General features: G+C 71.7%; 22 protein-coding genes, 1 pseudogene and 1 riboswitch. Of the genes and pseudogenes, 12 read left to right on the top strand and 11 right to left on the bottom strand.

The features are described from left to right. Positions 1-96: 96 nt before the first annotated feature. Positions 97-804, bottom strand: coding sequence for a helix-turn-helix domain-containing protein (locus AB0B66_RS40255; protein WP_360540292.1), 708 nt, complete (start codon positions 802-804; stop codon positions 97-99). A 108-nt stretch (positions 805-912) separates the two neighbouring features. Here AB0B66_RS40255 and AB0B66_RS40250 point away from each other — a divergent pair, with 108 nt between their 5' ends. Continuing rightward, a complete protein-coding gene (locus AB0B66_RS40250) occupies positions 913-1,737 on the top strand; it encodes a class I SAM-dependent methyltransferase (RefSeq protein ID WP_360540290.1) in 825 nt (274 codons plus the stop codon). A gap of 36 nt (positions 1,738-1,773) precedes the next feature. On the opposite strand, the gene AB0B66_RS40245 is transcribed toward AB0B66_RS40250, so the two are convergent. From AB0B66_RS40245 to AB0B66_RS40235, 3 genes and pseudogenes are all read right to left on the bottom strand, one after another. After that, positions 1,774-2,406 (bottom strand): TetR/AcrR family transcriptional regulator C-terminal domain-containing protein, encoded by a 633-nt coding sequence (locus AB0B66_RS40245; RefSeq protein ID WP_360540288.1) that lies wholly within the window; start codon positions 2,404-2,406, stop codon positions 1,774-1,776. 421 nt (positions 2,407-2,827) lie between these two features. Beyond that, positions 2,828-3,859, bottom strand: a complete 1,032-nt coding sequence (locus AB0B66_RS40240) for a Tat pathway signal protein (protein WP_360540286.1) — start codon at positions 3,857-3,859, stop codon at positions 2,828-2,830. A gap of 291 nt (positions 3,860-4,150) precedes the next feature. After that, positions 4,151-4,362: pseudogene (locus AB0B66_RS40235) on the bottom strand (flavin reductase); the annotation flags it as partial. Between the two features lie 188 nt (positions 4,363-4,550). Here AB0B66_RS40235 and AB0B66_RS40230 point away from each other — a divergent pair. Together AB0B66_RS40230 and AB0B66_RS40225 are read left to right on the top strand one after the other, a co-directional pair. After that, positions 4,551-5,336 (top strand): GntR family transcriptional regulator, encoded by a 786-nt coding sequence (locus AB0B66_RS40230; RefSeq protein WP_360540284.1) that lies wholly within the window; start codon positions 4,551-4,553, stop codon positions 5,334-5,336. Then, positions 5,333-5,887 (top strand): GNAT family N-acetyltransferase, encoded by a 555-nt coding sequence (locus AB0B66_RS40225; RefSeq protein ID WP_360540282.1) that lies wholly within the window; start codon positions 5,333-5,335, stop codon positions 5,885-5,887. The genes AB0B66_RS40230 and AB0B66_RS40225 overlap by 4 nt, the downstream gene beginning before the upstream one ends. Before the next feature lie 40 nt (positions 5,888-5,927). Here AB0B66_RS40225 and AB0B66_RS40220 read toward each other — a convergent pair whose 3' ends face one another. Continuing rightward, positions 5,928-6,236 (bottom strand): antibiotic biosynthesis monooxygenase, encoded by a 309-nt coding sequence (locus AB0B66_RS40220; protein ID WP_360540280.1) that lies wholly within the window; start codon positions 6,234-6,236, stop codon positions 5,928-5,930. Positions 6,237-6,430: 194 nt separating this feature from the next. Between AB0B66_RS40220 and AB0B66_RS40215 the strand changes: the two genes are divergently transcribed. The 5 genes from AB0B66_RS40215 (at position 6,431) to AB0B66_RS40195 (ending at position 11,406) form a co-directional block, all read left to right on the top strand. Continuing rightward, positions 6,431-7,147, top strand: a complete 717-nt coding sequence (locus AB0B66_RS40215; protein ID WP_360540278.1) for a spermidine synthase — start codon at positions 6,431-6,433, stop codon at positions 7,145-7,147. 74 nt (positions 7,148-7,221) lie between these two features. Next, a riboswitch (glycine riboswitch) is annotated at positions 7,222-7,313 on the top strand. Between the two features lie 146 nt (positions 7,314-7,459). Continuing rightward, positions 7,460-8,638 carry a glycine cleavage system aminomethyltransferase GcvT gene (gene gcvT / locus AB0B66_RS40210; RefSeq protein WP_360540276.1) on the top strand — a complete coding sequence of 393 codons (1,179 nt, stop codon included), beginning with the start codon at positions 7,460-7,462 and terminating at the stop codon, positions 8,636-8,638. Beyond that, on the top strand, positions 8,635-9,018 hold the full coding sequence (gcvH, locus tag AB0B66_RS40205; RefSeq protein WP_360540274.1) for a glycine cleavage system protein GcvH: 384 nt from the start codon (positions 8,635-8,637) through the stop codon (positions 9,016-9,018). The genes gcvT and gcvH overlap by 4 nt, the downstream gene beginning before the upstream one ends. Then, on the top strand, positions 9,015-10,286 hold the full coding sequence (gene glyA / locus AB0B66_RS40200; protein ID WP_360540272.1) for a serine hydroxymethyltransferase: 1,272 nt from the start codon (positions 9,015-9,017) through the stop codon (positions 10,284-10,286). Before gcvH ends, glyA begins: the two co-directional genes overlap by 4 nt. A 148-nt stretch (positions 10,287-10,434) precedes the next feature. Next, positions 10,435-11,406 carry a peptidoglycan DD-metalloendopeptidase family protein gene (locus tag AB0B66_RS40195; RefSeq protein WP_360540270.1) on the top strand — a complete coding sequence of 324 codons (972 nt, stop codon included), beginning with the start codon at positions 10,435-10,437 and terminating at the stop codon, positions 11,404-11,406. A gap of 49 nt (positions 11,407-11,455) precedes the next feature. Here the strand turns inward: AB0B66_RS40195 and AB0B66_RS40190 are convergent, their stop codons facing one another. Further along, positions 11,456-12,742 (bottom strand): ArsB/NhaD family transporter, encoded by a 1,287-nt coding sequence (locus tag AB0B66_RS40190; RefSeq protein ID WP_360540269.1) that lies wholly within the window; start codon positions 12,740-12,742, stop codon positions 11,456-11,458. Next, a complete protein-coding gene (locus tag AB0B66_RS40185) occupies positions 12,739-13,182 on the bottom strand; it encodes a CBS domain-containing protein (RefSeq protein ID WP_360540267.1) in 444 nt (147 codons plus the stop codon). Before AB0B66_RS40185 ends, AB0B66_RS40190 begins: the two co-directional genes overlap by 4 nt. A 188-nt stretch (positions 13,183-13,370) precedes the next feature. Here AB0B66_RS40185 and AB0B66_RS40180 point away from each other — a divergent pair, with 188 nt between their 5' ends. Then, on the top strand, positions 13,371-14,360 hold the full coding sequence (locus AB0B66_RS40180) for a hypothetical protein (protein WP_360540265.1): 990 nt from the start codon (positions 13,371-13,373) through the stop codon (positions 14,358-14,360). Positions 14,361-14,390: 30 nt separating this feature from the next. Here AB0B66_RS40180 and AB0B66_RS40175 read toward each other — a convergent pair whose 3' ends face one another. The 4 genes from AB0B66_RS40175 to AB0B66_RS40160 all read right to left on the bottom strand — a co-directional run bounded on the left by AB0B66_RS40175 (position 14,391) and on the right by AB0B66_RS40160 (position 19,874). Then, positions 14,391-14,828, bottom strand: coding sequence for a hypothetical protein (locus AB0B66_RS40175; protein WP_360540263.1), 438 nt, complete (start codon positions 14,826-14,828; stop codon positions 14,391-14,393). A 990-nt stretch (positions 14,829-15,818) separates the two neighbouring features. Continuing rightward, positions 15,819-16,097: a DUF4193 family protein gene (locus AB0B66_RS40170; RefSeq protein WP_203693749.1), complete on the bottom strand. Its 279-nt coding sequence runs from the start codon at positions 16,095-16,097 to the stop codon at positions 15,819-15,821. 538 nt (positions 16,098-16,635) lie between these two features. Further along, the gene (locus tag AB0B66_RS40165) at positions 16,636-18,402 is read right to left on the bottom strand and encodes a family 43 glycosylhydrolase (protein ID WP_360540260.1); all 1,767 of its coding nucleotides are present in this window, start codon (positions 18,400-18,402) and stop codon (positions 16,636-16,638) included. Between the two features lie 299 nt (positions 18,403-18,701). After that, entirely contained in the window at positions 18,702-19,874 is a 1,173-nt protein-coding gene (locus AB0B66_RS40160; RefSeq protein WP_360540258.1) for a cytochrome P450, read from the bottom strand. A 97-nt stretch (positions 19,875-19,971) separates the two neighbouring features. Between AB0B66_RS40160 and AB0B66_RS40155 the strand changes: the two genes are divergently transcribed. The 3 genes from AB0B66_RS40155 to AB0B66_RS40145 are packed head-to-tail and all read left to right on the top strand — an operon-like array spanning position 19,972 to position 22,870. After that, the gene (locus AB0B66_RS40155; protein WP_360540256.1) at positions 19,972-20,973 is read left to right on the top strand and encodes a ketoacyl-ACP synthase III; all 1,002 of its coding nucleotides are present in this window, start codon (positions 19,972-19,974) and stop codon (positions 20,971-20,973) included. Continuing rightward, positions 20,973-21,722 carry a glycosyltransferase family 2 protein gene (locus AB0B66_RS40150; RefSeq protein ID WP_360540255.1) on the top strand — a complete coding sequence of 250 codons (750 nt, stop codon included), beginning with the start codon at positions 20,973-20,975 and terminating at the stop codon, positions 21,720-21,722. The genes AB0B66_RS40155 and AB0B66_RS40150 overlap by 1 nt, the downstream gene beginning before the upstream one ends. After that, positions 21,719-22,870: a cytochrome P450 gene (locus AB0B66_RS40145; RefSeq protein WP_360540253.1), complete on the top strand. Its 1,152-nt coding sequence runs from the start codon at positions 21,719-21,721 to the stop codon at positions 22,868-22,870. The genes AB0B66_RS40150 and AB0B66_RS40145 overlap by 4 nt, the downstream gene beginning before the upstream one ends. The last annotated feature ends 62 nt before the right edge of the window (positions 22,871-22,932 follow it).

The following is a 22,932-nucleotide window of genomic DNA, read 5'->3' as shown; positions in this document are numbered from 1 at the left end:
GGGCTTCACCAGCCACCGGCGTGTGCGCAATCGTCCGACCGGCACCTCCGGAGCGGCCGTGACCTGCGGATATGGCGGTCACGTGGTCGGCCGGGGTCAGGCTTGCGCACCCACCAGGTCCGGAACCGGTTCCGGGCGTGGCACGGTGGCGAAAATGTTCGTCCGGAACCACGACGGCAGCGCCCGCCGCAACGCCTGCGGACCCTCGATCGCCAGATCGCCCCGGCGCAGCCCGTCGGCCCAGGACTGCTCGCCCAGCCAGACCCGGATCATCCCGCGCAGGCTCGCCGTCACCGTCACCGCCACCTCGTGCCCCGGGTCGTCGTCGCAGACGTCGACATCCTCCGGCGTGATCACCAGCCACCAGTCCCGCAGCGGCCGCGCCACGTCGTGGAACGCGAACCGCAGCACAGTGCGACCACCCGGAGTGGCCGCCCGGTCGACGTGGCGGCGCATGTCCCACAGCAGCAGCTTCGGATCGAGATCCTGGTCGCCCAGCTCGCCGATCCAGCGCACACCCCACGCGCCCAGCGCCACCACGATCGGCTCCAGCTCCCGCCCGGCCGGGGTCAGCAGATACTGCACCTCGGTGTCGCTCGGCCGCCGCTCCACGACCCCGGCCGCGACCAGCTGCTGCAGCCGCTTGGACAGCAGTGTCGGCGACATGCGCGGCAGGCCCCGGCGCAGCTCGTTGAAGTGTCGGCTACCCGCCACCAGCTCCCGGACGACCAGCAGCGTCCAGCGCTCGTCGAGCAGCTCCATGGCCTTGGCCACCGGACAGAACTGGCGATACGACGCTCCCATGACCGCCACCGTAGGGCGTGGACGCGGGCCGGTACAGATCCTGTACTGGTCGGACATCGGTCACCGTTCCTAGCGTGAAGTCACCAACACACGAACAGGAGCTCCACCATGACCGCACCGAGCGACGCCGATCGCGCGCTCAAGTCCAAGCACCGAGCGATGTGGGCGCTGGGTGACTACCCGGCGGTCGCCAGCGAGGTCATCCCCGAACTCGGCACCGTGCTCGCGAAGGCGAGCGGCGCCGGACCCGGCGTACGCGTGCTCGACGTCGGCGCCGGATCCGGCAACGCGGCGATCCCCGCCGCGCTGGCCGGGGCCGACGTCGTCGCCAGCGACCTGACCCCGGAGCTGTTCGACGCCGGCCGCCAGGTCGCCGAGCAGCGCGGCGCGAAACTGAGCTGGGAGCAGGGCGACGCCGAGGCGCTGCCGTACGCCGACGGCGAGTTCGACGTCGTCATGTCCAGCGTCGGCGTCATGTTCGCCCCGCACCACCAGGAGGCCGCCGACGAGCTGGTCCGGGTGTGCCGTCCGGGCGGGACGATCGCCCTGGCCAACTGGACCCCGCAGGGTTTCATCGGGCAGATGTTCGCCGTGATGAAGCCGTACGCCGCACCGCCGCCGCCCGGGGCGCAGCCCCCGCCGCTGTGGGGGAGTGAGGAGCACGTCGCCGAGCTGTTCGGCGACCGGGTCACCGACGTCGTCGCCGAACGCCGCACGGTCCGGGTGGACCGGTTCGCCGACGCGGAGGAGTTCCGCGACTTCTTCAAGGCGTGTTACGGCCCGACGATCGCGGTGTACCGCAACATCGCCGACCAGCCGGACAAGGTCGCTGCCCTGGATGAGGAGCTGGCCGAACTGGGCCGCCGCAACGACCTCGGTTGGGGCGCGATGGACTGGGAGTACCTGCTCTACACCGCTCACCGGGCGGCCTGACCCGGACCGGGAGGTGGTCTTCGAGCGGACGGTCGGTCAGGCGGTGATCCCGGCCTTGACCGCAGCGCCCTCGATGACCACCTCCAGGCAGTCGCGGAACAGGTCGTCCACGGTACGGCCCGGTTCGAAGTACTCGGTGACTGCGGCGACCACGGTCGGGTACTGCTCGGCGTAGGCGGCCATGTCGAAGTCCTTCAGCGCGTCCGCGTCCGGGCGGGGGGCCTGCTCTTCGAGGACGTGGCCGACCGTGAAGCGCTCGACGGTCAGGACGATCACGCGGGCCTGCCGTAACGGGATGTCGTGCGCGACCAGGGTGCTCATCGCCAGTTCCGAGATCGCGGCCATGGTGCGGGAGAGCTGGGAGGCCGAGACGACCCGGGCGCCGTCCTTGTGGGCGAGCAGCGCTCGGCGCAGCCGCTCGGCCAGGCCGGTCAGCCAGTCCTGCCAGGGCTGATCCGGTTCGGGCGGTGACATGTCGCCGAACTCCTGGTCGAGGATCGCGTCGGCGATCGCCGTGACCAGGGTGGCTTTGTTGGGCACGTGCCAGTAGAGGGTCGGCGACTGCACGCCCAGCCGCGCGGCGAGTTTGCGGGTCGTCACGCCGTCGAGACCGTCGGCGTCGAGCAGCGCGACGGCCTCGGTGACGATCCGCTGTCGGTCCAGCGCCAATTCGGTACCTCCGCCGCGTCACTCTATCAGTGCTAGAGTTTCTCTATCACTGATAGAGAAGGCGAGCTGAGTATGTCGGACGAGCACTCGTCGCGCGGCCTGCTGCACCGGGCGACACATCTCATTCCTGGAGTTCCCGCGCATGAGGAGCGGCCGACCGGTCATCAGGGCACGGCGGTCCACGGCCGCACGAGGCCGGGCAGCGGCGGAGCGGCCCGTCCTCCGCTGAACCGAAGGTGGAACCACTCGCCCGGTCGCCCTCCCCGGTTCATGGCGGCCTGGCAGCGTCGGGTCGCGGCGTTCTTCGGCCAGGAACTGTGATGCGGGCGGTGTTGCGGCGCTAGATCGGCTGGCGGAACCGGTTGGCCGTGTGGTGCGCGGCCAACCGGTTCCAGCCCTGTGCGGCTAGCAACCGGGTGGCTCAGGGGAGATCGGCAGCGCGGGCGTCGAGGCGCTGGGCTGAGGTAAGGCCGCGTCGGCGGTACGCGGCGAGGTGCGCACGCATCGACGTGACCGCCTCGCGGGTGCGGGCGGAGCGAATGCCGGTCATGCCGTCCAGCGCGGTGTTCCAGGTCTGGCACGCGGCTTCGACGTTGCCTCGGGCGCATTGGACCTCGGCGAGGTCGGCCAGGGTGAGCGCGTGGATACGCGGATGGGTGGCCGGGTTCCAGCAGCGGGCGGAGCGTCGTAACTGGTCCTCGGCGGCTTTCAGATCACCCATCGCTTGAAGGGCCTTGCCGGACTGATTGGCCAGCCGGGCTTCAGCAGGCCCGCCCAGCGAGGCCCACTCCGGAGCCGCGTCGCCTCGGCTGCGGTCGAGCAGCCGTTCCGCGGTAGCCAGCGCCGAACGCGCCTGGCGGGTGTCGCCGTCGCCGGCGTGGGCCCGAGCGGCGGTGAGCCAGAAAAGGCTTTCGGTGTCGGGGTCGGTTCGGCCTTTGACCCGCGTGAGCGCCGCGTCGGCGAGGTCGACGCAGTGTTCCCGCCGCCCGAGGTCCATCGCCTGGTGGGCGAGGATGCGCAGTCCGTACGCGGCATGCGCGTGCGGGTCGGCCTCCGCCGCGAGCTGGTAGGAGTGCAGGTAGTAGCGCTGCGCCAAGCCGGGCAGGCCGAGATCATGGGCTTTCCATCCGGCCAGGTACGACAACTGGGCCGCGGCAGCGAACATCGACCGGCGCAGTGTGTCGGTGGCGAAGGTGCCGCGGAGATATGCGGTGACGTCGGTCGTGAGGTATTCGACGACGGCGGTGCGGGCATGGCCGCCGCCGAGGCGCTCGTCGGCGGCGTTGAACGCCGTGGTCATCTGCCGTACGGCGTCGATCTCACCTTGGCCGACGGTGACCGTGGGTCTGCTGCGGGCGGCGTGGGCGCGTTCGGTGATCTCGGGCTGGCGCAGGGGCAGCAGTAGCGCGGCGACCGAGTACGCGGCGCCGGAGATCAGGGTGCGGCGGTCCACGTCCGCTCGTCCCAGGTGCGCGACGGCCGCCACGGGGTTCGGGGCCAGGGTAGCCGGGTCGCAGACGCGTTCATCGCCTGAGCCTAGCCCGAGAACGGCGATGAGCACGTTGTCGCGCCGTGTTCGACGGCCGGGTCGCTGCCGTGCATGGTGGGCGGGCTGACCTGGGTAGGACTATTCCGTCGAATGATTCGGGTTCGCCTGTGCTCTTGGATGAAGGTGAATCCTGGCATCGACTCGATCAACGTGCGATGTGCCGCCGGAGTGCCAGTGCTCGGCGGCGATGAGTGCTGGCCAGCCGAGAAAGCGCTGGTGCAGCGTGCCCGCCGCTGTGGAGCGTAAGTCCTGGCAAGCTTCGACGAAGAAGCCAGAGAGGTAGACCATCAGCGAGACGGAGCATCATGGTACTGCGCGATCAGCTGCCGCTGGCGAGTCACGCATGGCCAGGCGGTTCCGCAGCCGGCACAGGTCCAGTCGGGCCGGATTGGTAGGTGCATCGACATCGAATGTCCGTTCACCTGTCGCGGTGGAGTTTCGCAGCCTGCTGCTTGTGCTCATGACGACTCCTGGTCGACTAGTGATCAACGCGCTGTGACATCAGATTGGTTATTACCTTTTCACTGTCCTGTTTGGTCCGTCAACCCTTGGCGCTAGATTGGTTAAGATGTTTCCGCGGGAAGGGTGAGCCGACGTGCCCGGACAGCCGAAGTACCAGCGCATCGCCGACCAGTTGCGCCGCCAGATCGACGACGGGGCGTTACCGCCTGGTGCGAAACTGCCCACCGAGGAGGAACTCCAGTCCACATACGGCGTTTCCCGTCCGACCGTGCGTGATGCCACCGACGTGCTCCAGGCCGCCGGTCTCGTTGAACGCCGTCCAGGCCGTGGCGGCGGCGTCTTCGTACGCGAGCGCGTGATGATCGAGGCCTACGCGTGGCGGGATGACCAGCCCATGAGCACCACCTCTGAGGCCGACCTGTTCTTCCGTACCGTCCGTGAGCAGGGCCACGAACCTAGCCAGGAGTTCTCCACCCGCGTCGAACCAATGCCCGCCGACTTCGCAATCTTGCTGCACGTCGCCACCGGCAGTACCACGGCCGTCCGTCGGTGCCTGAGGTTCGTCGACGGCGTGCCGCACTCGATCCAGGATTCGTGGTACCCGCAGTGGTTGTGCGAGAAGGTTCCGGAACTTTTCAGCCCGCACAACATCGCCCAGGGCACGACACGGTTGCTGGCTGAGCGCGGTTACCACCAGGTCGCCGCGCTGACGACCACGAGCGCCCGCATGCCCACTCCGGTCGAAGCCGCTCTCCTGCAGATTCCCGTCGCGGCCGGCACGCCTGTCCTGCATAACATTCTCACGGGTTACACCGCCGACGGGCCGCTGCGCATCTCCACCGCGACCTTCGCCGCAGACAAGGTCCGGCTCGTCTCCGCGCATGGCGACATCGACACCATCACCAGACACCGTCGATGATCATCCGGCGGGCACGGACGTCCGACATCGACACCATCCTCGACTGGCGTACCCAACGCGCTGCCTGGCTGGCCACGCGTGGGCACACACAGTGGCAGACCCCATGGCCGCGGTGGGCGGTGGCCGCCGCGATCCAGGCGGGGCAGACCTGGCTGGCCTACGACGGCCACGCGCCGGCGGCGTCGATAACCCTGACCGCGTACACCGACCTGGACAGGCTATGGAAGTCCGACCGCGCTCCCGACGCCGATACCCTCTGGCACCCGGCCGACGACCCCGCCAATGCCTTGTACGCGTCGAAGATCATGGTGCCGCTGGAGCGCTCAGGCACTGGCCTTGGCTCTGAGCTGCTCGACTGGGCATCTGGACGCGCCTACGACGCAGGGGTGCTCTGGCTACGCCTGGATGCCTGGACCACCAACACGCGACTGCACGCCTACTATGACGCCCTCGGGTTCGACCACGTCCGCACCGTCACTACCCGTGCCTCCGGCGCCTGCTTCCAGCGCCCCGCGCAGCCATACGACGGCACGCGGCTCGAAGAAGATTGATTGGGACTGCGTGAGCTGGCCAAAAGCTCAGTCATGGCGCTCACGCCGGCAGGCCCTTAGCCACGGCCGGGGACAGGAACTCCACCCGGTGCGACACCAGCAACGGGTCCTTCGCGGCGTGGAACGCGGTCACATGCTCGGCTGTCTCGTGTGCCTGAAATGCCGCGTCGTCGGCGTAGACCTCGTAGAACACCCGTGCCAGCGGCTCACCGGCGATCTGGTGCGTCGCGTACACCAGCGTTCCCGGCTCTTTCGCCCGGATCTGCTCCACTGCCTGCGCTGTCAGCTCGTCGAACCTGACCGCTGACTCCTCGTCGCGAAGGTCGAACCGCACTACCAGGGCGAACATCGTCACCTCCAAAGCCATCGCCGGACCGGGCCGCACCACTGGTGCGGATGGCCACGGTAATGCGGTTCGACGCCGCGGTCACCTCGACGCGTGGAAGGTCGGCGGAACCGTGTCGTTGCCGTCGCCCGCCGACCCGTCGGTTAGGCTGGCAGTTCGGCCGGAACCGCCTGTGGCGCCGCCGGGACGGAGGCGGCGTGGGAGCACGGCTGCAGGAACTCGGCTGGCGGCAGACGCCGATGGGCGTGATCAGCCTGCGCCGCCGCTGGGACCCCATGTTCAAGACCGACGTCTACGAGGTCAAACTCGACGACGACTTCCTCATGTCCAGCCTGTTCACCGTCGCCGAGGAGGCCGTCGCCGAACTGGCGCTCGCCGAACTCGACGGCACCGGCTTCGACGTCGCCGTCGGCGGCCTCGGCCTCGGCTACACCGCCCTGACCGTGCTCGCCGACGACCGGGTGAACTCCCTGCTGGTCATCGACGCCCTGTCCGACGTCATCGCCTGGCACGAGCAGGGCCTCATCCCCGCAGGCACGACCCTGTCCGGCGACCCGCGCTGCCGCCTGTCCGAAGGCGACTTCTTCGCCCGCTGCGCGTCCCCGGACGGCCTCGACCCGCACCGCCCCGGCCGCCGCTTCCACGCGATCGTCGTCGACATCGACCACTCACCGAGCCACCTGCTCCACCCGAGCCACGCGAGCTTCTACGAGCCCGCAGGCCTGCGCCGGCTGGCCGAGCACCTGCACCCCGGCGGCGTGTTCACCCTGTGGTCCAACGACCCGCCCGAGGACCAGTTCACCGCCCGCCTGGCCGGGGTGTTCGCCGACGTACGCGCCGAGGTCGTCAGCTTCCCGAACCCGCTGCAGGACCGCGAGTCCACCAACACCGTCTACGTCGCCAAACGGCGCTGACCCGCCCCGGCCGCGGTTGACGCCGTTCCAGAGCGGCGTCTACGGTACGGCGGACAACTGAATACCTCGCCGACTGAACCACGGCGGGAGAGGCCCGGCACGACTGGGCCGCCGAAGGAGCAACTTCTCCCCGGAATCTCTCAGGCCCATGTACCGCCGTGGCGAGGCGAACTCTGGAAAGTCAGGATGAAACAGTCCTGCGCCCACGGTGCAAGCCGCGATCCGCGGTGAAGCTCTCAGGCAGCGATGACAGAGGGGGAGGCCATCCACCACCGGTGCCGCCTGTGCGGCACCCGGACCAGGGAGCCTCCCGTGAGCGCCGTCGCGTCGCCGACCGCTGCCCACCCCAGTCCCGAACGGGACCAGGCTGGGCATGACCAATCTTCCCCCAGGCAGACCGCCCTGCACGACGTACACCGCAGCCTTGGTGCCGTCCTGACAGAGTTCGCCGGCTGGACCATGCCGCTGCGTTACGGCAGCGAGACCGCCGAGCACCACGCCGTCCGCCAGGCCGCCGCCCTGTTCGACCTGAGCCACATGGGCGAGATCGAGGTCACCGGCCCTGGCGCGGCAGCCATGCTCGACCACGCCCTGGTCGGCCGCCTGTCCGCCGTCGGCGTCGGCCGCGCCCGCTACACGATGCTGTGCGCCCCCGACGGCGGCGTGCTCGACGACCTCATCGTGTACCGCTTGGAGGAGCACCGCTACCTGGTCGTCGCCAACGCCGCCAACACCTCCGTCGTATCGGCCGCGCTGGGTGAACGCGCCACCGGGTTCCAGGCGCTGGTCCGCGACGTGTCCGCCGACTGGGCGCTGCTCGCCGTGCAGGGACCGCGCTCGGCCGACATCCTGCGCGCCGTGACCACCGCCGACGTGGACGCGCTGCGCTACTACGCCATCGACCCGGCGGTGCTCGCCGGAGTCCCGGTGCTGCTGGCCAGGACCGGCTACACCGGCGAGGACGGTTTCGAGGTCTACTGCGCGCCCGGTGACGCCGCCGCGGTCTGGGCCGCGCTCACCACGGCCGGAGCCGGGCACGGCCTGGTCCCGGCGGGGCTGGCCTGCCGGGACACGCTGCGGCTGGAGGCGGGCATGCCGCTGTACGGCCACGAGCTGACCGCCGAACGGACCCCGTTCGAGGCGGGGCTGGGCCGCGTCGTCGTGCTCGACAAGCCGTTCGTCGGCCGCGACGCGCTGGTCGCCCGTGCCGAGACCGGCCCGGCCGAGCTGCTGGTGGGCCTGCTGCCCGCCGGGCGGCGCGCGCCCCGGGCCGGCTATGACGTGCTCGACCCGGACACCGGCGTCCGGATCGGCACCGTGACCAGCGGCGCGCCGTCGCCGACGCTGGGCCGCCCGATCGCGATGGCGTACGTGCCCGCCGACCGGGCCGCCGTCGGCACGGTGCTCGCCGTCGACATCCGCGGCAGCCGCGACACCGTCACCGTCGTCGACCTGCCCTTCTACCGCCGCCCCGCTGGAGGCCACGCGTGAACACCGTCCCCGAGAACCTGCGCTACACCCGCGACCACGAGTGGCTGTCCGAGGAGGATGTGCCCGCGGTCGGTATCACCGCGTTCGCCGGTGAGGCCCTGGGCGACATCGTCTACCTGGAGCTGCCCGCTGTCGGCACGTCCGTGACGGCGGGCGAGCCGTGCGGGGAGGTCGAGTCCACGAAGTCGGTCAGCGAGCTGTACGCCCCCGCCGACGGCGAGATCGTCGAGGTGAACCCGGCGGTCGCCGACGATCCGTCGCTGGTCAACTCCGACCCGTACGGGCAGGGCTGGCTGTTCCGGCTGCGCCTGACCGGCGAGCCGGAGCTGCTCGACGCGGCCGGGTACGCCGCGCTGATCGGTGCGGAGGCCAGCCGGTGACCGCGCTGGACGCCCCGCTGGAGGAGTTCGACCCCGAGGTGCACGCGGCGCTGCGCGCCGAGCTGGGCCGCCAGCGCGACACCCTGGAGATGATCGCGAGCGAGAACTTCGCGCCGCTGGCCGTGCTGCAGGCGCAGGGTTCGGTGCTGACCAACAAGTACGCCGAGGGTTACCCGGGGCGGCGCTACTACGGCGGCTGCGAGCACGTCGACGTGGTGGAGCAGCTGGCGATCGACCGGGTGAAGGCGCTGTTCGGGGCGGGCTACGCCAACGTGCAGCCGCACTCGGGCGCGCAGGCCAACGCGGCGGCGATGATGGCGCTGATCCAGCCGGGGGACACGATCCTGGGCCTGGACCTGGCGCACGGCGGCCACCTCACCCACGGCATGCGGATCAACTTCTCGGGCCGGCTGTACCACGCGGTGGCCTATCACGTGTCCGCCGAGGACGGCCTGGTCGACCTCGCCGAGGTGGAACGGCTGGCGCTCGAACACCGGCCCGCGCTGATCATCGCGGGCTGGTCGGCGTACCCCCGGCAGCTGGACTTCGCCGCCTTCCGCAAGATCGCCGACCTGGTGCGCGCTCGGCTGATGGTCGACATGGCGCACTTCGCCGGTCTGGTCGCGGCGGGCCTGCACCCGAACCCCGTGCCGTACGCCGACGTCGTCACCACGACGACCCACAAGACGCTGGGCGGGCCGCGTGGGGGAGTGGTGCTCACCGATCACGAGGACGTCGCCAAGAAGGTGAACAGCGCGGTGTTCCCCGGCCAGCAGGGTGGCCCGCTGGAACACGTCATCGCGGCGAAGGCGGTCGGTTTCAAGATGGCGGCGAGCGCGGAGTTCGCGCAGCGGCAGCGGCGAACCCTCGACGGCGCGCGCCTGCTCGCCCAGCGGCTGTCCGCGCCCGACGTCGCGGCGGCGGGGGTGTCCGTGTTGACCGGTGGCACGGACGTGCACCTGGTGCTGGTGGACCTGCGGGCGTCGGAGCTGGACGGGCGGCAGGCCGAGGACCGGCTGCACGGCATCGGCATCACGGTCAACCGCAACGCGGTGCCCGGCGACCCCCGCCCGCCGATGGTCACCTCCGGGCTGCGCATCGGCACCGCCGCGCTGGCCGCCCGCGGGTTCGCCGACGCGGACTTCGCCGAGGTCGCCGACATCGTCGCGCAGGCTCTGCTGCCTTCCTTCGACGAAACCGCGGCGGGCGGCCTGCGAGCCCGGGTGTCCGCGCTGACCGCCGCGTTCCCGCTGTATCCGGCGCTGTGAGATCCGCGCCCTGTCCCGGCACCGCCACCATCCGAGCGGTGGCGGGGCAGGGCGCTCAAGCATATCTATGTAGAAGTCTTTCGCCGTGTCAGTGATGTTGGTTGAATAGTTTCACTCTCGTTCGTCGACACCCCCTGACGGAGAATCAGTGAGACTTCCCCTCGCCCTGCGCTCGGCTGTCGCCGGGCTCGCCACCGCCACCCTCGTCGTGCTCGGCCCCGCCGCGCCCGCGTCGGCGGCGACGACCATCGTGGACAACGCCACCGCGGGCGGCTTCACCGCCAGCGCCAACTGGGGCACCTCCACCTGGTCCGCGCAGCGCTACGGCGCCGACTACCGCTTCGCCACCCCGAACACCACGGCCAGCGACGCGGCCTGGTTCACCGCCACGATCGCCGCGGCCGGCCCGCACACGGTCGAGGTCTGGTATCCGGCCGACGCCGGCTACAACAACGCCACCCCGTTCGTCGTGGCGACCAGCGGCGGCAACCAGACGATCGTGGTCGACCAGCGTTCCAACGGCGGACGCTGGGTCAGCCTCGGCACGTTCAACCTGGCCGCGGGCACGCACAGCGTGGTCGGGGTGAGCCGGTGGACCAACGGCACCGGCTACGTCGTCGCCGACGCGATCCGGCTGACCTCCACCACCGGCAGCCCCTCGTTCTCCCTGCCGTTGGCCAAGAGCGCCCTGCCGCGCAGCGAGTACGACGACCCGCACCACGACTACCCGGCCATCGACCTGCCCGTCGGCACCGGCACCCCGGCGTACGCGGTCCGCGGCGGCACGGTCGTGATCATCGACGACAGCTCGTGCGGCCGCGGCGTCAACCTGACCGGGGCGGACGGCAACGTGTACACGTACTGCCACTTCTCGTCGTGGTCGGTGGCCAACGGGGCGACCGTCGTGGCGGGCCAGCAGGTCGGCCTGACCGGCAACACCGGCAACTCGACCGGCCCGCACCTGCACTTCGGCATCCGTACCGGCAGCACCCGCCGGTGCCCGCAGAACTTCCTGCTGGCGCTTTACGACGGCGTCACGCCGCCCGCCGCGACCAGCCTGCCGACCACCGGCTGCTTCTACACCAGCCTGACCTCGGCCACGGTCCAGCCGCTCGGCTGACCACCCGGCCGGCGGAGCGCTCGTGCGAGGGCGCTCCGCCGGCACCGGCTCAGAAGAAGCGGAAGTACAGGTACGGCACGCAGATCGCCACGGTGATCACCGTGACGATCAGGCCGTACTTCGTGAACTGCCAGAACGAGATCGGCTTGCCCGCGCGTTCGGCGATGCCGAGCACGACGACGTTGGCCGACGCGCCGATCGCGGTGGCGTTGCCGCCCAGGTCCGCGCCCAGCGCCAGGGCCCACCACAGCACGTTGCCCTGCGGCGTGCCGTCGGCTTTGACCAGGTCGGCGACGATCGGGCTCATCGTGGCGACGTACGGGATGTTGTCCACGATCGCCGACAGTGCCGCCGACGCCCACAGCAGCAGCATCGTGGCACCCCACAGCCGGCCCTCGACGGCATCGACGGCAGCCGCCGAGATCGTGTCGATGACCCCGGTGTTGACCAGCGCGCCGACCATGACGAACAACCCGGCGAAGAAGATCAGGGTGTGCCACTCGACGTCGCGGGCGATCTCGTCCGGGTCCAGGCGCGACGCCGCCAGCAGCAGCAGGCCGCCCACGATCGCGACCACCGCCGGTTCCAGATGCAGGACCGTGTGCAGCATGAACGCCGCCAGCACCGCGGCCAGGAAGACCAGGCTCACCGCCAGCAGGCGGGGGTTGCGGATCGCGTCGCGTTCGCGCATCGCCATCACCGCGGCGACCTTGGCGCTGTCGGAGCGGAACGCGTCGCGAAACAGCCACCGGCACAGCCCCAGGAACACGATCAGCAGGATCACCACGACCGGGGCCAGCACGTTCAGGAAGTCGTTGAACGTCAGCCCGGACCGGCTGGCGATGATGATGTTGGGCGGGTCGCCGATCAGCGTGGCGGTGCCGCCGATGTTGGACGCCATCACCTCGGCGATCAGGAACGGCGCCGCGGGCAGCCCGAGCCGGTCGCAGACGAACAGCGTCACCGGCGCCACCAGCAGCACCGTCGTCACGTTGTCCAGCCCCGCCGACGCCACCGCGGTCAGGACCACGAGCAGGACCATCACCGGGTACGGCCGCCCGCGGGCGCGTTTGACCGCCCAGATCGCCACGAACTCGAACAGCCCGGTGCGCCGCAGCACCGCCACGATCAGCATCATGCCGATCAGCAGCATGATCACGTTCCAGTCGATGCCCGACTCCGGGGAGAAGAACGCGTGCTCGGCGTCGGTCGCGCCGATCAGCAGCATCACCACCGCGCCGCCCAGCGCCGCCGCGACCCGGTGCACCCACTCGGTCGCGATGAACACGTAGGCGACCGCGAACACCGCCACGGCCAGCCAGGCCTGCGTGCTCATGCCGGCACCACCCGGTCGAGCAGCCCGTGCAGCGTCACCGCGCCCAGCAGCCTGCCGCCGTCCACCACCGCGACCAGCGGGCTGCGGGTGCGCGCCATCAGCGCGGCGAGCTCCAGCGCGGTCGCCTCCGGCCCGACCACGGGCAGCTCGTGCGGCTGCGGCGGCATCAGCTCGCGCACCGTACGCCCGCCCAGCTCGCGGACGAACACATCCGCTGCGGCCTCGTCGACCAGGTGGGTCAGGTTCGGGTCGTCCTGGAAGTACGACGGCACCGCCAGGCGCAGCACCTGCGTGGCGGGCAGCACGGCGAACGGCGCGCCCGCGTCGTCGACCACGATCAGGCCGGGCAGGTCGGCGTCGGCCAGGATGCGGGTGGTGTCCAGCGCGGGCGTGGACAGGGTGACGGTGGGGTAGGGCACCACGAGATCGGATGCGCGCATGGCCGGTGCTCCTGTTCTGGCGGACGGCTGATACCGATGCCGACCAGACTTCCCGGCGCTCCTGGGGTCAGCCTAGCCGATCACCGGCGGCCCGGTCCGCGGCACCGCGCCCGACGCCGGTGACACGGGTGCGGCCCCGTTCTATAGTGGACCCTCGTCCATTCACGACGGTCTGTGGAGGCCCGGCCATGGTGATCATCGCACCGCCCACGACGGCCGTGGACGCGCTGCCGCCCCGGCCCCGCCGCACCGCCGGCCTGCTGGCCCGCCTCGGCTGGGAGGCGATCCTGTTCCTGCTGGTCGCCGTCGCCGCGATCGTGGTGGTCGTGCAGAGTGATGGCGACGCCTTCGGCCGCGGCCTGTGGCTCAACCTCGCCTCGATCGGCCTGCTCGCCAGCGCGTTCGCGTTCTCGCTGCGCACCGGCAACCCGAACCTCGCCGTCGGGGCGCTGGCCGCGCTCGCCGGAGTCGTCTACGCCAAGCTCGTCCAGGCCGACTGGCCAGGAGTGCTCGCCGCGGTGACCGCCGTCGCCGTCATCCTGCTGTTCTGCCTGATCCTTGGCGTGATCACCGGACTCACCTCGGCACCCGCCTGGGCGGTGTCGCTCGGCGGCCTCGCCGTCGCCCAGGGCATCGCTCTCGGCTTGTCCGAGGCGCAGGGCATCCCGCTGCGCGACGGACCGTCCGCCGAATGGACCGTGTGGGCCTGGGCTGCGCTGTTCGTGATCGGATCCCTCGTCGGCGGCGCCGCGTTCCAGGGCACGGCGCTGCACCGGTTGCTCGTCGTCGCGCGGACCGACGGCGAGGTCCCGCGTTTCGCGGGCAAGCGGCTGGTCGGATCGGTGCTCGGGTTCGTCGGCTCGGGACTGCTGGCCGCGCTGAGCGGCGTCGTGCTGGTCGGCTACCTCGGTGGGGCGTTCGCCGCCACCGGTGACCGCTTCCTGGTCGCCGTCGCCGCGGCACTGCTCGGCGGCGTCAGCGTCTTCACCTTCCGCGGCGGCGTGGCGGGCACGCTGCTCGCCACCGCGCTGCTGGTGCTTGGCGACACCGCGCTGCGCCTGGCCGACGCGCCCATCTGGCTGACCTTCGGCCTGACCGACGGGATCGCGCTGCTGGTCGGGGTCGTCGTCGGCTGGGGCCTCGACAAGATCGCCGGACCTGCGCAGTCGGTGAGCTGATCCGGGCGGTTCAGAACACCGACCAGCCGGTCAGCGCGGCGAAGTGCTCCAATGCGCGCCCTCGGTGACCATCGCGACGATCCTCGCCTCGGCGTCGGTGAGTGCCAGCGGCCCGGATCCTGTCGGGCCGGTGGTCGAGACCGGTGCCGACGAGGCCGGGCGGCGGGCCGGCGAACCGTGGGCCGGCGAGCCGGCCGGTTCGGCCGTGATACGCGCCGCCGCAGCCCAGCCCGGAGCGCCCGCCTCGGCGAACACCTGTTCGGCGAGCTGCTGGGCCGCCCGTGCCGCGGACCGGTGCCTGCGGCGGCGTTCGGCGGCGGTGAGGGCGATGAGGCTGCGGCCGCGTTCCATCGGCATGCCCAGCGCCGCGAACTGCTCCTGGGAGCGGCGCAGCAGCGCCACCGCGTGCGCGCCGTCGCCCACGGCGCAGCGGTGCACCCCCTCTGCCCGGTCCAGGGCCGCCAACACCCCGGCCCGCCCCAGCTCCGCTGCGATCTGCCGGGTCCGGGTGATCAGCTGGTACGCCCCGGCGGTGTCCCCGGCCCCGGTCAGCGCCTCGCCAGCGCAGCAGCGACGGGTCGCGCACCTGCTGCTCGGCCTCCAGTTCGCGCACCCGGCACAGCGCGTCCACGGCCGCTCCGGCGTCGCGCCGGGCCAGGTGCACCTGGCCGGTGATGTGCCAGGCCCGCGCCAGGTAGATCTGGTCGTGCTCCTCCGCCGAGGCGCGCACCGCCCGGTCGGCGTACCCGGCGGCGGACTGCGGCGTTCCGGCGGCGAGTTCGGCCAGCGCCGCGGTGTACCAGCTCGGACCGGGGGACAGGCCTGCCTGCTCGCTGAGCCGGACCGCACGCAGGGCCCGGGTGCGCGCGGCCTGGCAGCGTCCGGTGCGGACCTCGACCTCGGCCAGGCAGCGCAGCAGGTCCACGACGTCCTCGGCGATCCCGGCGGCCTCGACCACGGGCAGCATCGCCAGCAGCCCGGCGCGGGCCTCCGCTGCGGCGAACCCTCAGCGAGGTTGGCCCGCCAGGCCAGGCGCAGCTGCACCGCGGACAACCCGCTGACCTCCACCGCCTCGGGCAGCGCCGCGACGTCGCCGGCGGTGACCGTGGCCGCGTCGCACTTCTGCGGCCAGGAGCTGCGCCTGGAACTGGTTGCGCCGAACGGCACGGGGTACCCGCAAAGGCGGCGACCACCGGCGCGTGCACCAGCTACCAGGGCGGTTCGTACACGGCGGCCGGGGTGTCCTCGCCCGCCGCGGGCACCTGGCGGCTGCGCGCCACCCACACCCGGTCGTGGAACTTCGGCTCGCTCAACGGCTGGTCGATCACGCTTTGACAGCCGCCCGGCGTCCCTGCCCCCCGTGGGGACGCCGGTTGTCGCAGGCCCGCAGTGGCGGGACCACCCGGGTCGCGCGGAGTGGATCCGCGCACCCGGGCCCCGCCACCGGCCCGCGTCAGATCACGAGCACTCGAGGCACACGTCCTTGCCGGCCGCCGCCCGCTGATTGCGGTGGCGGACCAGGAAGCACTTCGTGCAGCGGAACTCGTCCGCCTGCTGGGCCACGACCGGCACGGTCAGCTCTTCGTCGAGCTGCTCGCCGCCGGGCAGGTCGTAGGACTCGCTCTCCTCGACGTCCACCGCCGAGGCGTTGGGCGCATCACGCCGAGCGCGCAGCTCCTCGAGGCTGTCTTCCTCGACGGCGGGCGTGCGGGGCGTGTCGTAGTCGGTGATTGCCATGGTCTTTCTCTCCCCCCTCGTGACGCACCGTTGGAACACCGTCACTGTGGTGCCTATTCCATACCCGCCGATGTTGTTCCGCGTCACATCTCGGCAGCGGCGGGGTGTTGCAGGTTCAACGCCGGGGCCGCCGTTTCGGTTCGCGATTGCGAGGGTCTTCTTTCCGGCCCTCGCGAACCGCTCGGACGGCTCCGAGAACGGCGTGGTGGCAACGGTGCACGGCATCCCGCGGCCCCCCGGACAGGGGTGCGGCAGGCGGAGGAGACGAGCTGGATCCCCGCTCCCGCCGGCGCCCGCGGCCACCACCGCGTGCGGGCGAGAGTGTAGCCGTGATCTAGGTCCTCGATCGTGGAATCGTCGAAGATCGGCGCGTCGTCACACGGTGGGTGATCTGGGCCACGATGACCGGTTGGGGGACATGCGGCGAGGTTAGCCGCCGGTTACGCGGTCATCTGGTGAATGGCGTATTCATTCCCGCGCGGGGCGTTGTCGGTGCCGCCCGCCGCCACCGTGGCCCGGTGGCGGCGGGCGGCGCGGGTCACGACGTCGGCTCGCCCGAGGGCGCCGTCAGGGTGACGCCGGTCGCGACCGGCACGCCGAGGTTAGGGGTGCCGTCGGCGTTCCAGGTGATCTTCTGGACCCGGGTGGAGCGGTTCATGTCGCAGCCGCCGCTGGTCGAGCTGTTCGCGTGGTACACGATCCAGTCTTCGGTGCCGTCGGGCGACTTGAAGAAGCCGTTGTGGCCCGGCCCGTACACGCCGTTGGCGTTGGAGCGCTGGAAGACCGGGTTCGGTGACTTGGTCCACGACGACGACAGCAGCGGGTCGCCGGTGCCGTTGTAGGTCAGCATGCCCAGCTTGTAGTCCGGGGTGGAGCAGTGGCTGGCCGAGTAGATGATGAACGTCTTGCCGTTGCGCTGCAGGACCTCGCCGCCCTCGGCGACCGCCCCGCCGACCGTCTCCCAGCTCAGCGTGGGGGTGGTCAGGATGCGGCGGGTGCCGCTGGCCGTCCACGGGTTGCTCATCGGCCGGATGAACAGCGGCTGCGAGCCGTTGTAGAACGTGCCCAGCAGGTAAAGCTGGCCGTTGAGCTGCAGGATGCCCGGGTCGAGCTCCCAGGTGTTGTTCTGGGTCGGGTCGAGCAGGTCGGCCTTGAAGCTGTACGGGCCCATCGGGTCCGTCCCAGCGCTCTCCAGCACGTGGATGCGCTGGGTGCCCAGGTTGTACGGCTCCTGCCCGGCGGTGTAGTAGAAGTACCAGCGCAACCCGTTCGGGCCGTTGAGCAGGTGGAACTCCGGGGCCCACATGGTGCCCGCGCCGTTGGGGTTGGTCAGGTTGAACAGCACCTGGTCGGTGGCGGTGGCCAGGCCCCGCATGGTGGTCGCCCGGCGCATCGTGATGGTGCGGTTCCAGGTGGTCGTGGCCAGGTAGTAGTAGCCGTTGTAGTACTGCAGCCACGGGTCCGGGCCCTGCGCCTTGATCGGGTTGGTGAAGGTGTTCGTGCCACCGCCCGAGGTGACCGTCCAGCTGAACGTCGCGCTGCCGCTGACGCCGCCGCTGGTCGCGGTCGCGGTGACGGTGTATGACGCCACGGCCGTCGGGGTGCCGCTGATGACACCGGTCGAGGAGTTGATGCTCAGCCCGGCCGGCAGGCCGCTCGCGGTCCAGGTGTAGCCGCCCGAGCCGCCGGACGCCTGCAGCGCCAGCGACGTGGACGTGTTCACGGTCGTCGAGCGGCTGCCCGGGTTGGTGACCGTGACGCCGGTGCTGTCGGTCACGTACGACGGCAGGCGCCACACCCGGCTCGTTACGGTGCTGCACGGCAGCTGCACGAGGCCGGTGTTGGCCGCCGACGAGCCGCCGCTGGGCACGACGCACTTGCCCGAGCCGACCGAGATCACGTTGAACGTCTTGTCGGTGCCGCTGACCGTCACCGGCGACAGCCGCCAGCGCTGGTTGGCGTTGCTGTGGCACGGCCACTGGATGATCGTGGCGTTGTCGGCCGTCGACGCGCCGTTGACGTCGACGCACTTGCCCGACGTCGACGTGGCGATGGTGTAGGTGTCCGTGGTGCCCGACACCGGCGTGAAGGTGAACCGCTGGTACGTGGCCGAGTTGCAGACCTGCTGGGTGAGCTGCACCAGGTTGGCGGAGTCGCCGTTCGGCAGGGCCGCGCAGTTGCCGCCGTTTTGATTGACGGCGGTCGAGCTGAACGTGACGATCGCAGCGGCGGGCTGCGGGACGAACAGCGTCGCGGCCACGATGGCGGGCACGGTGAGCAGGGACAGTAGTCGGGAGCGTGTCATGTTCGCGTCCTCCGGGTAGGGGCGGGCTCGGTGGGACGCCGCCATGGGCCGCCGCGGCGCACGCCGTCTCCCCGGCCGGCGGGACGCGCCGTGGGGGAGCCGTGCCTACCCGGTCACCGCGGGAGCTGGTCGGTGCCTCACCTGTTCAGGGGGTGTCGATGGTGGCGTGTGCCCGCCACCGCGGGATGCCGGCCTGGGGGAGTGGTCTCCTCTCGACGGGGTGCATCGACAGGTGCCACGATGAACTACGAAAACCTTTTCGGCAACGGCACGCCACCCAGGGCGAAAACCTTTCGGGATCAGGTGGTACGGATGCGCAGCGACTCGTACGTCGGCACCAGCACCCGCCGCGCGGGAGCCCGCGACACCACCTGCCACGGCCGCCCATCGGCGGTCAGCGTCTCCAGCAGCCGGGTCAACTGGACCCGGGCCACCGCAGCGCCCAGGCACAGGTGCCGGCCCGCGCCGAACCACAGCTGCCGGGTCTCGGGCACGTACTCGCGCGTGATGTCGAACGGCCCGGCCTTGTTGTCGGCCACGTAGGTCAGCATCATCACCCGGCCGTCGCGGCGCAGCCGCCGCCCGGCGATCTCGGTGTCGCGGGCGATGTGCCGCCCGATCACCGGCGCGGGCGTGGTCACCCGCAGCCCTTCGCGCACCGCGTTGGCGGTCAGCGCCGGATCGGCCAGCAGCCGGTGCTGCTGCCCGGTGTCGTGCAGCAGCGCCGCGGTGCGGGTCTGCGAGGACGCGCCGGTCTCGGTGCCCGCGATCACCAGCAGCGTGGTCAGCCCTTTCGCCAGGTCGAGCCCCAGGCGCAGGCCACGGCAGCGGCCCAGCAGGGTGTCCGGGCCGCCGGTGCGGTAGGCATGCTCGACGCCGCCGGTGATCGCGTCGACCAGCCCGCCCGCGCGCGCGATCACCTCGGGCGCGAGCGCCGTGGAGGCCTGGGTGCCCAGGGCCAGCGCGGCGAGCCGCTCGGCGGTGCCGAACAGGGCGAGCGCCGCGTCGTCATCGGACACCGCGATGCCCAGCAGGTCCGCGACCGTGTACGCCGACGTCGTGCGGACCACCGCGGCCAGGTCCACCTCCTCGCCCGCCGCCAGCCGGGCGCGCAGCCGCGCGTGGTGGGGGCCCTGCACCCGGTCGACCAGCCGGCGGGCGTTGTCCTCGGTGAACAGGTCCCGGGCCAGCGAGCGCAGCTCCGCGTGGCGTGCCCCGGCGAAGAACGACGAGAACTCGGTCCCGAACAGCTGGCCCCACAGGTCGCCGACGCCGCCCTCGCCGACCATGCTGAACGCGGGATCGTTGAGGATGCGCCGGGCCAGCACCGGGTCCGTGACCACCCAGCCGAGCCGGGGCAGCCGCACCAGCGGGCCGAGCGCGCGGCCGACCGTCAGCAGCGCCCACAGCGCCGGGTTGCCCGCCCGCAGCAGCCGCGCCTCGTGCCTGCGGGCGTGTGCGTCTTCCGTCACCGGACCGTGAAGCATTTTCGCCCTCCGACTACCGTGCACAGATGGTAGGCCATGCCGGACCGCCCGTGATCGGGCGACCGGCCGTGCAGGAGGTGTGATGAGAGCCAGGATCGTCGGGGTGGAGGCGCACCTGCCGCCAGCGCTGGTCAGCAGCGCGCAGGTGGAGCGCCGCATCGCCGAGCACAGTCCCGGGTTCGTCCCGCACGCCTCCATCGTGGAGCGGCTGACCGGCATCCGGCACCGGCACTACGCCGCCGACGACGTGCAGGCCTCCGACCTGGCCGTGGCCGCCGCGGACAAGCTGCTGGCCGGGCACGGCCTGGCCGCCTCCGACGTGGACCTGATCGTCTTCGGGTCGGCGTCGCAGGACCTGATCGAACCCGCCACCGCGCACATCGTGGCCGCCAAGCTCGGCGCGAGCTGCCCGGTCTTCGACGTGAAGAACGCCTGCAACAGCTTCCTCAACGCGATCCAGCTCGCCGAGGCGCTGATCGTCGCCGGCCAGCACCGGCGGGTGCTGGTCTGCTCCGGTGAGGTGCCGTCGCGGGCGATCCGCTGGCAGGTGCGCGACCGCGCCCAGTTCATCGACGCGTTCGCCGGGTACACCCTGTCCGACGGCGGGGCGGCGATGCTGCTGGAGGCGGCCGCCTCGGGCGGGATCTTCCACCGCCGTTTCGCCGCCGACTCCACCGCCTGGGACGTCGGCACCCTGCCCGCGGGCGGCACCATGCGCCCGCGCGACCCGGACGCGACGTACTTCAGCGGCGACGGGCGGCGGCTGCGCGACGTGTTCGTCCGCAACGGCGCCCGGCTGTTCCTGGAGGCGCTCGGCGACACCGGCCTGACCTGGGACGACTTCGCCGTCGTGGCCGTGCACCAGGTCGCGTTGCCCTACCTGGAGCAGCTGCGGGCGGGCCTGGGCATCCCGGCCGACCGGCTCGTGGTCACCCTGCCCGAGCACGGCAACCTCGCCAGCGTCACGCTGCCCCTGCAACTGGCGACCGCGATCCAGGACGGGCGCTGCGGCCCCGGCGACCGGGTCGCGCTGATCGGCCTGGCCGGCGGGGTCAGCCTCGGCGTCCTGTTCGCGGAGCTGTGATGGGCCACCAGCTGTGGGTCGTCATGCCCGCGTACGACGAGCAGCGCTCCATCGGGGCGACGCTGCAGCGGCTGACCGAGCAGACCGACGGCGCGTTCACGGTCGTCGTGGTCGACAACGGCAGCACGGACGCGACCGCGGAGATCGCCGCCGGGTTCGCCGACCGACTCGACCTGCACGTGATCACCGAGCCGGTGAAGGGCACCGGGGCGGCCGCGGACACCGGCATGCGGTACGCCATCGCCCACGGGGCGACGCTGCTGGCCCGCACCGACGCCGACTGCCTGCCCGCGATCGGCTGGACCGCCGCGGTGCGCCGCGGATTCGACGCCGGGCTGCGCATGCTCAGCGGCCCGCTGCGCCCCCGCGCCGACGAGTTCCCGCTGCGCTGGTGGGAACGGCGGCTGCTGCCCGCGGTGGTGTCGATCGCGGCGACATTCGGCCGGTTCCGGCCCGGCAACCGCGACGCGGCCTACGTCGGCCCGTACGTGATGATGCCCGGCTGCAACCTGGCCATCACCGCCGAGCTGTACGAGGCCGCGGGCGGCTTCCCCCGCACCCGCATCGAGGACGTCCACGAGGACCGGGCACTGGTCAACCGGGTGCGCCGCCTCACCGCCGACTACGGGCTGCGCCGCGACGTGCTGGTGCATGGGTCGGTCCGGCGGCTGCGCGCGTACGGCCTCATCGGCACCCTGGCCTGGTACGCCGACCACCGCTACACCCCGGACCGGGTGGACATCCGGTGAACCCGGGCACCTGGGAGCGCCGGCTCTACCGGCGCGCACACCCGTTCGCGTACCCGCTGCTGCGGCTGCTGGCCCGGCGCGGGCCGGTGGTGCGGGTGCCCGGCCTCGGCGTCGTCGTCAACGACGCGGCCCTGGCCCGGCAGGTGCTGCTGGACGGCGACACGTTCCGCAAGGACGGCCCCGGCTCGTCCGGCGACCTGTGGACCCCGATCCTCGGCCCGTCGGTGCTGCTCAACATGGAGGGTCCGGCGCACCGGTCACTGCGCGGCAGACTCGCCGAACTGTTCACCCCCGGCTACGCCGACCGGTTGTGCGCGCAGGTGTTGTCCGGGCCGCTGGCGGCGTTGTCCGGGCGGCTCGGCCGCGGCGAACCCGTGGACCTGGTCGACACCATGCGGGTCATGGCGGGCGCGGTCATCTGCGCCGTCGTCGGGCTGGAGTCGCGGTCGGAGGACGACCACCGGCAGATGTTCCACCGCGGCGAGCAGATCGTGTCCATGGTGACCCTGCGCACCCGCACCCTGTCCCCGGCGCAGGCCCGCCGCGCCCGCGAGGTCCTGGAACCGGTCGGTGAGATCGCCGCCCGCGCCTACCGGGCCGGTGACGAGGCCACTGTGATGGGCCGGATGCGGGCGTTGGGCATCTCCGAGGAACAGGCGCGCGGCGCGGCGGGCGCGTTCTTCCTCACCGGCACCGAGACCGTCGCGACCCTGGTCCCGCGCCTGATCGCGCTGCTGCACGACGCGGGTCGGCTCGACCGGGTCGCCGCCGACCCGGCGCTGCTCGACCCCGCGATCGACGAGGCGATGCGGGTGAGCACCCCGACCCCGATGATGCTGCGCAGCGTGCACGCCGCGACGGCGATCGGTCCGGTTCCCGTCAAGCCGGGCGACCGCGTGCTGCTCGCGACACACAACTGCTGCCAGGCCTACGGGCCGTTCGACCTGGACCGTCCGCACCCGCCCGAGCTGCGGCGGCTGTGGTTCGGCGCGGGCCCGCACTTCTGCATCGGCTACCCGCTGGCCATGGCCGAGATCCGGGCGGTCGCCGCGACCGTGCTGGCCGCCGCGCCCCTGCGCATCGTGCGCCGCCGCGCGGCCCGCGGCGTGCTGATCCCCACCTACCGGGAACTGGTGGTGAGCCGGTGAGGCCGCTCTCGCGAAACCGCCCCTGCAGTTTCGGGGAAACTGCAGCAAAAGCGCGGGCGCTT

The organism is Catellatospora sp. NPDC049111, from assembly GCF_040648615.1.
GTDB classification, from domain to species: domain Bacteria; phylum Actinomycetota; class Actinomycetes; order Mycobacteriales; family Micromonosporaceae; genus Catellatospora; species Catellatospora aurea.
This window is presented reverse-complemented; position numbering and strand designations above follow the sequence as displayed.

What these genes read in the sequence shown, in the direction of transcription:
- AB0B66_RS40180 (WP_360540265.1), top strand. Translation starts at nt 13,371, where the DNA reads ATGGTGATCATCGCACCGCCCACGACGGCCGTGGACGCGCTGCCGCCC.
- AB0B66_RS40250 (WP_360540290.1), top strand. Translation starts at nt 913, where the DNA reads ATGACCGCACCGAGCGACGCCGATCGCGCGCTCAAGTCCAAGCACCGA.
- AB0B66_RS40155 (WP_360540256.1), top strand. Translation starts at nt 19,972, where the DNA reads ATGAGAGCCAGGATCGTCGGGGTGGAGGCGCACCTGCCGCCAGCGCTG.
- AB0B66_RS40255 (WP_360540292.1), bottom strand. Translation starts at nt 804, where the DNA reads ATGGGAGCGTCGTATCGCCAGTTCTGTCCGGTGGCCAAGGCCATGGAG.
- AB0B66_RS40150 (WP_360540255.1), top strand. Translation starts at nt 20,973, where the DNA reads ATGGGCCACCAGCTGTGGGTCGTCATGCCCGCGTACGACGAGCAGCGC.
- AB0B66_RS40170 (WP_203693749.1), bottom strand. Translation starts at nt 16,097, where the DNA reads ATGGCAATCACCGACTACGACACGCCCCGCACGCCCGCCGTCGAGGAA.
- AB0B66_RS40225 (WP_360540282.1), top strand. Translation starts at nt 5,333, where the DNA reads ATGATCATCCGGCGGGCACGGACGTCCGACATCGACACCATCCTCGAC.
- AB0B66_RS40165 (WP_360540260.1), bottom strand. Translation starts at nt 18,402, where the DNA reads ATGACACGCTCCCGACTACTGTCCCTGCTCACCGTGCCCGCCATCGTG.
- AB0B66_RS40185 (WP_360540267.1), bottom strand. Translation starts at nt 13,182, where the DNA reads ATGCGCGCATCCGATCTCGTGGTGCCCTACCCCACCGTCACCCTGTCC.
- AB0B66_RS40220 (WP_360540280.1), bottom strand. Translation starts at nt 6,236, where the DNA reads ATGTTCGCCCTGGTAGTGCGGTTCGACCTTCGCGACGAGGAGTCAGCG.
- AB0B66_RS40190 (WP_360540269.1), bottom strand. Translation starts at nt 12,742, where the DNA reads ATGAGCACGCAGGCCTGGCTGGCCGTGGCGGTGTTCGCGGTCGCCTAC.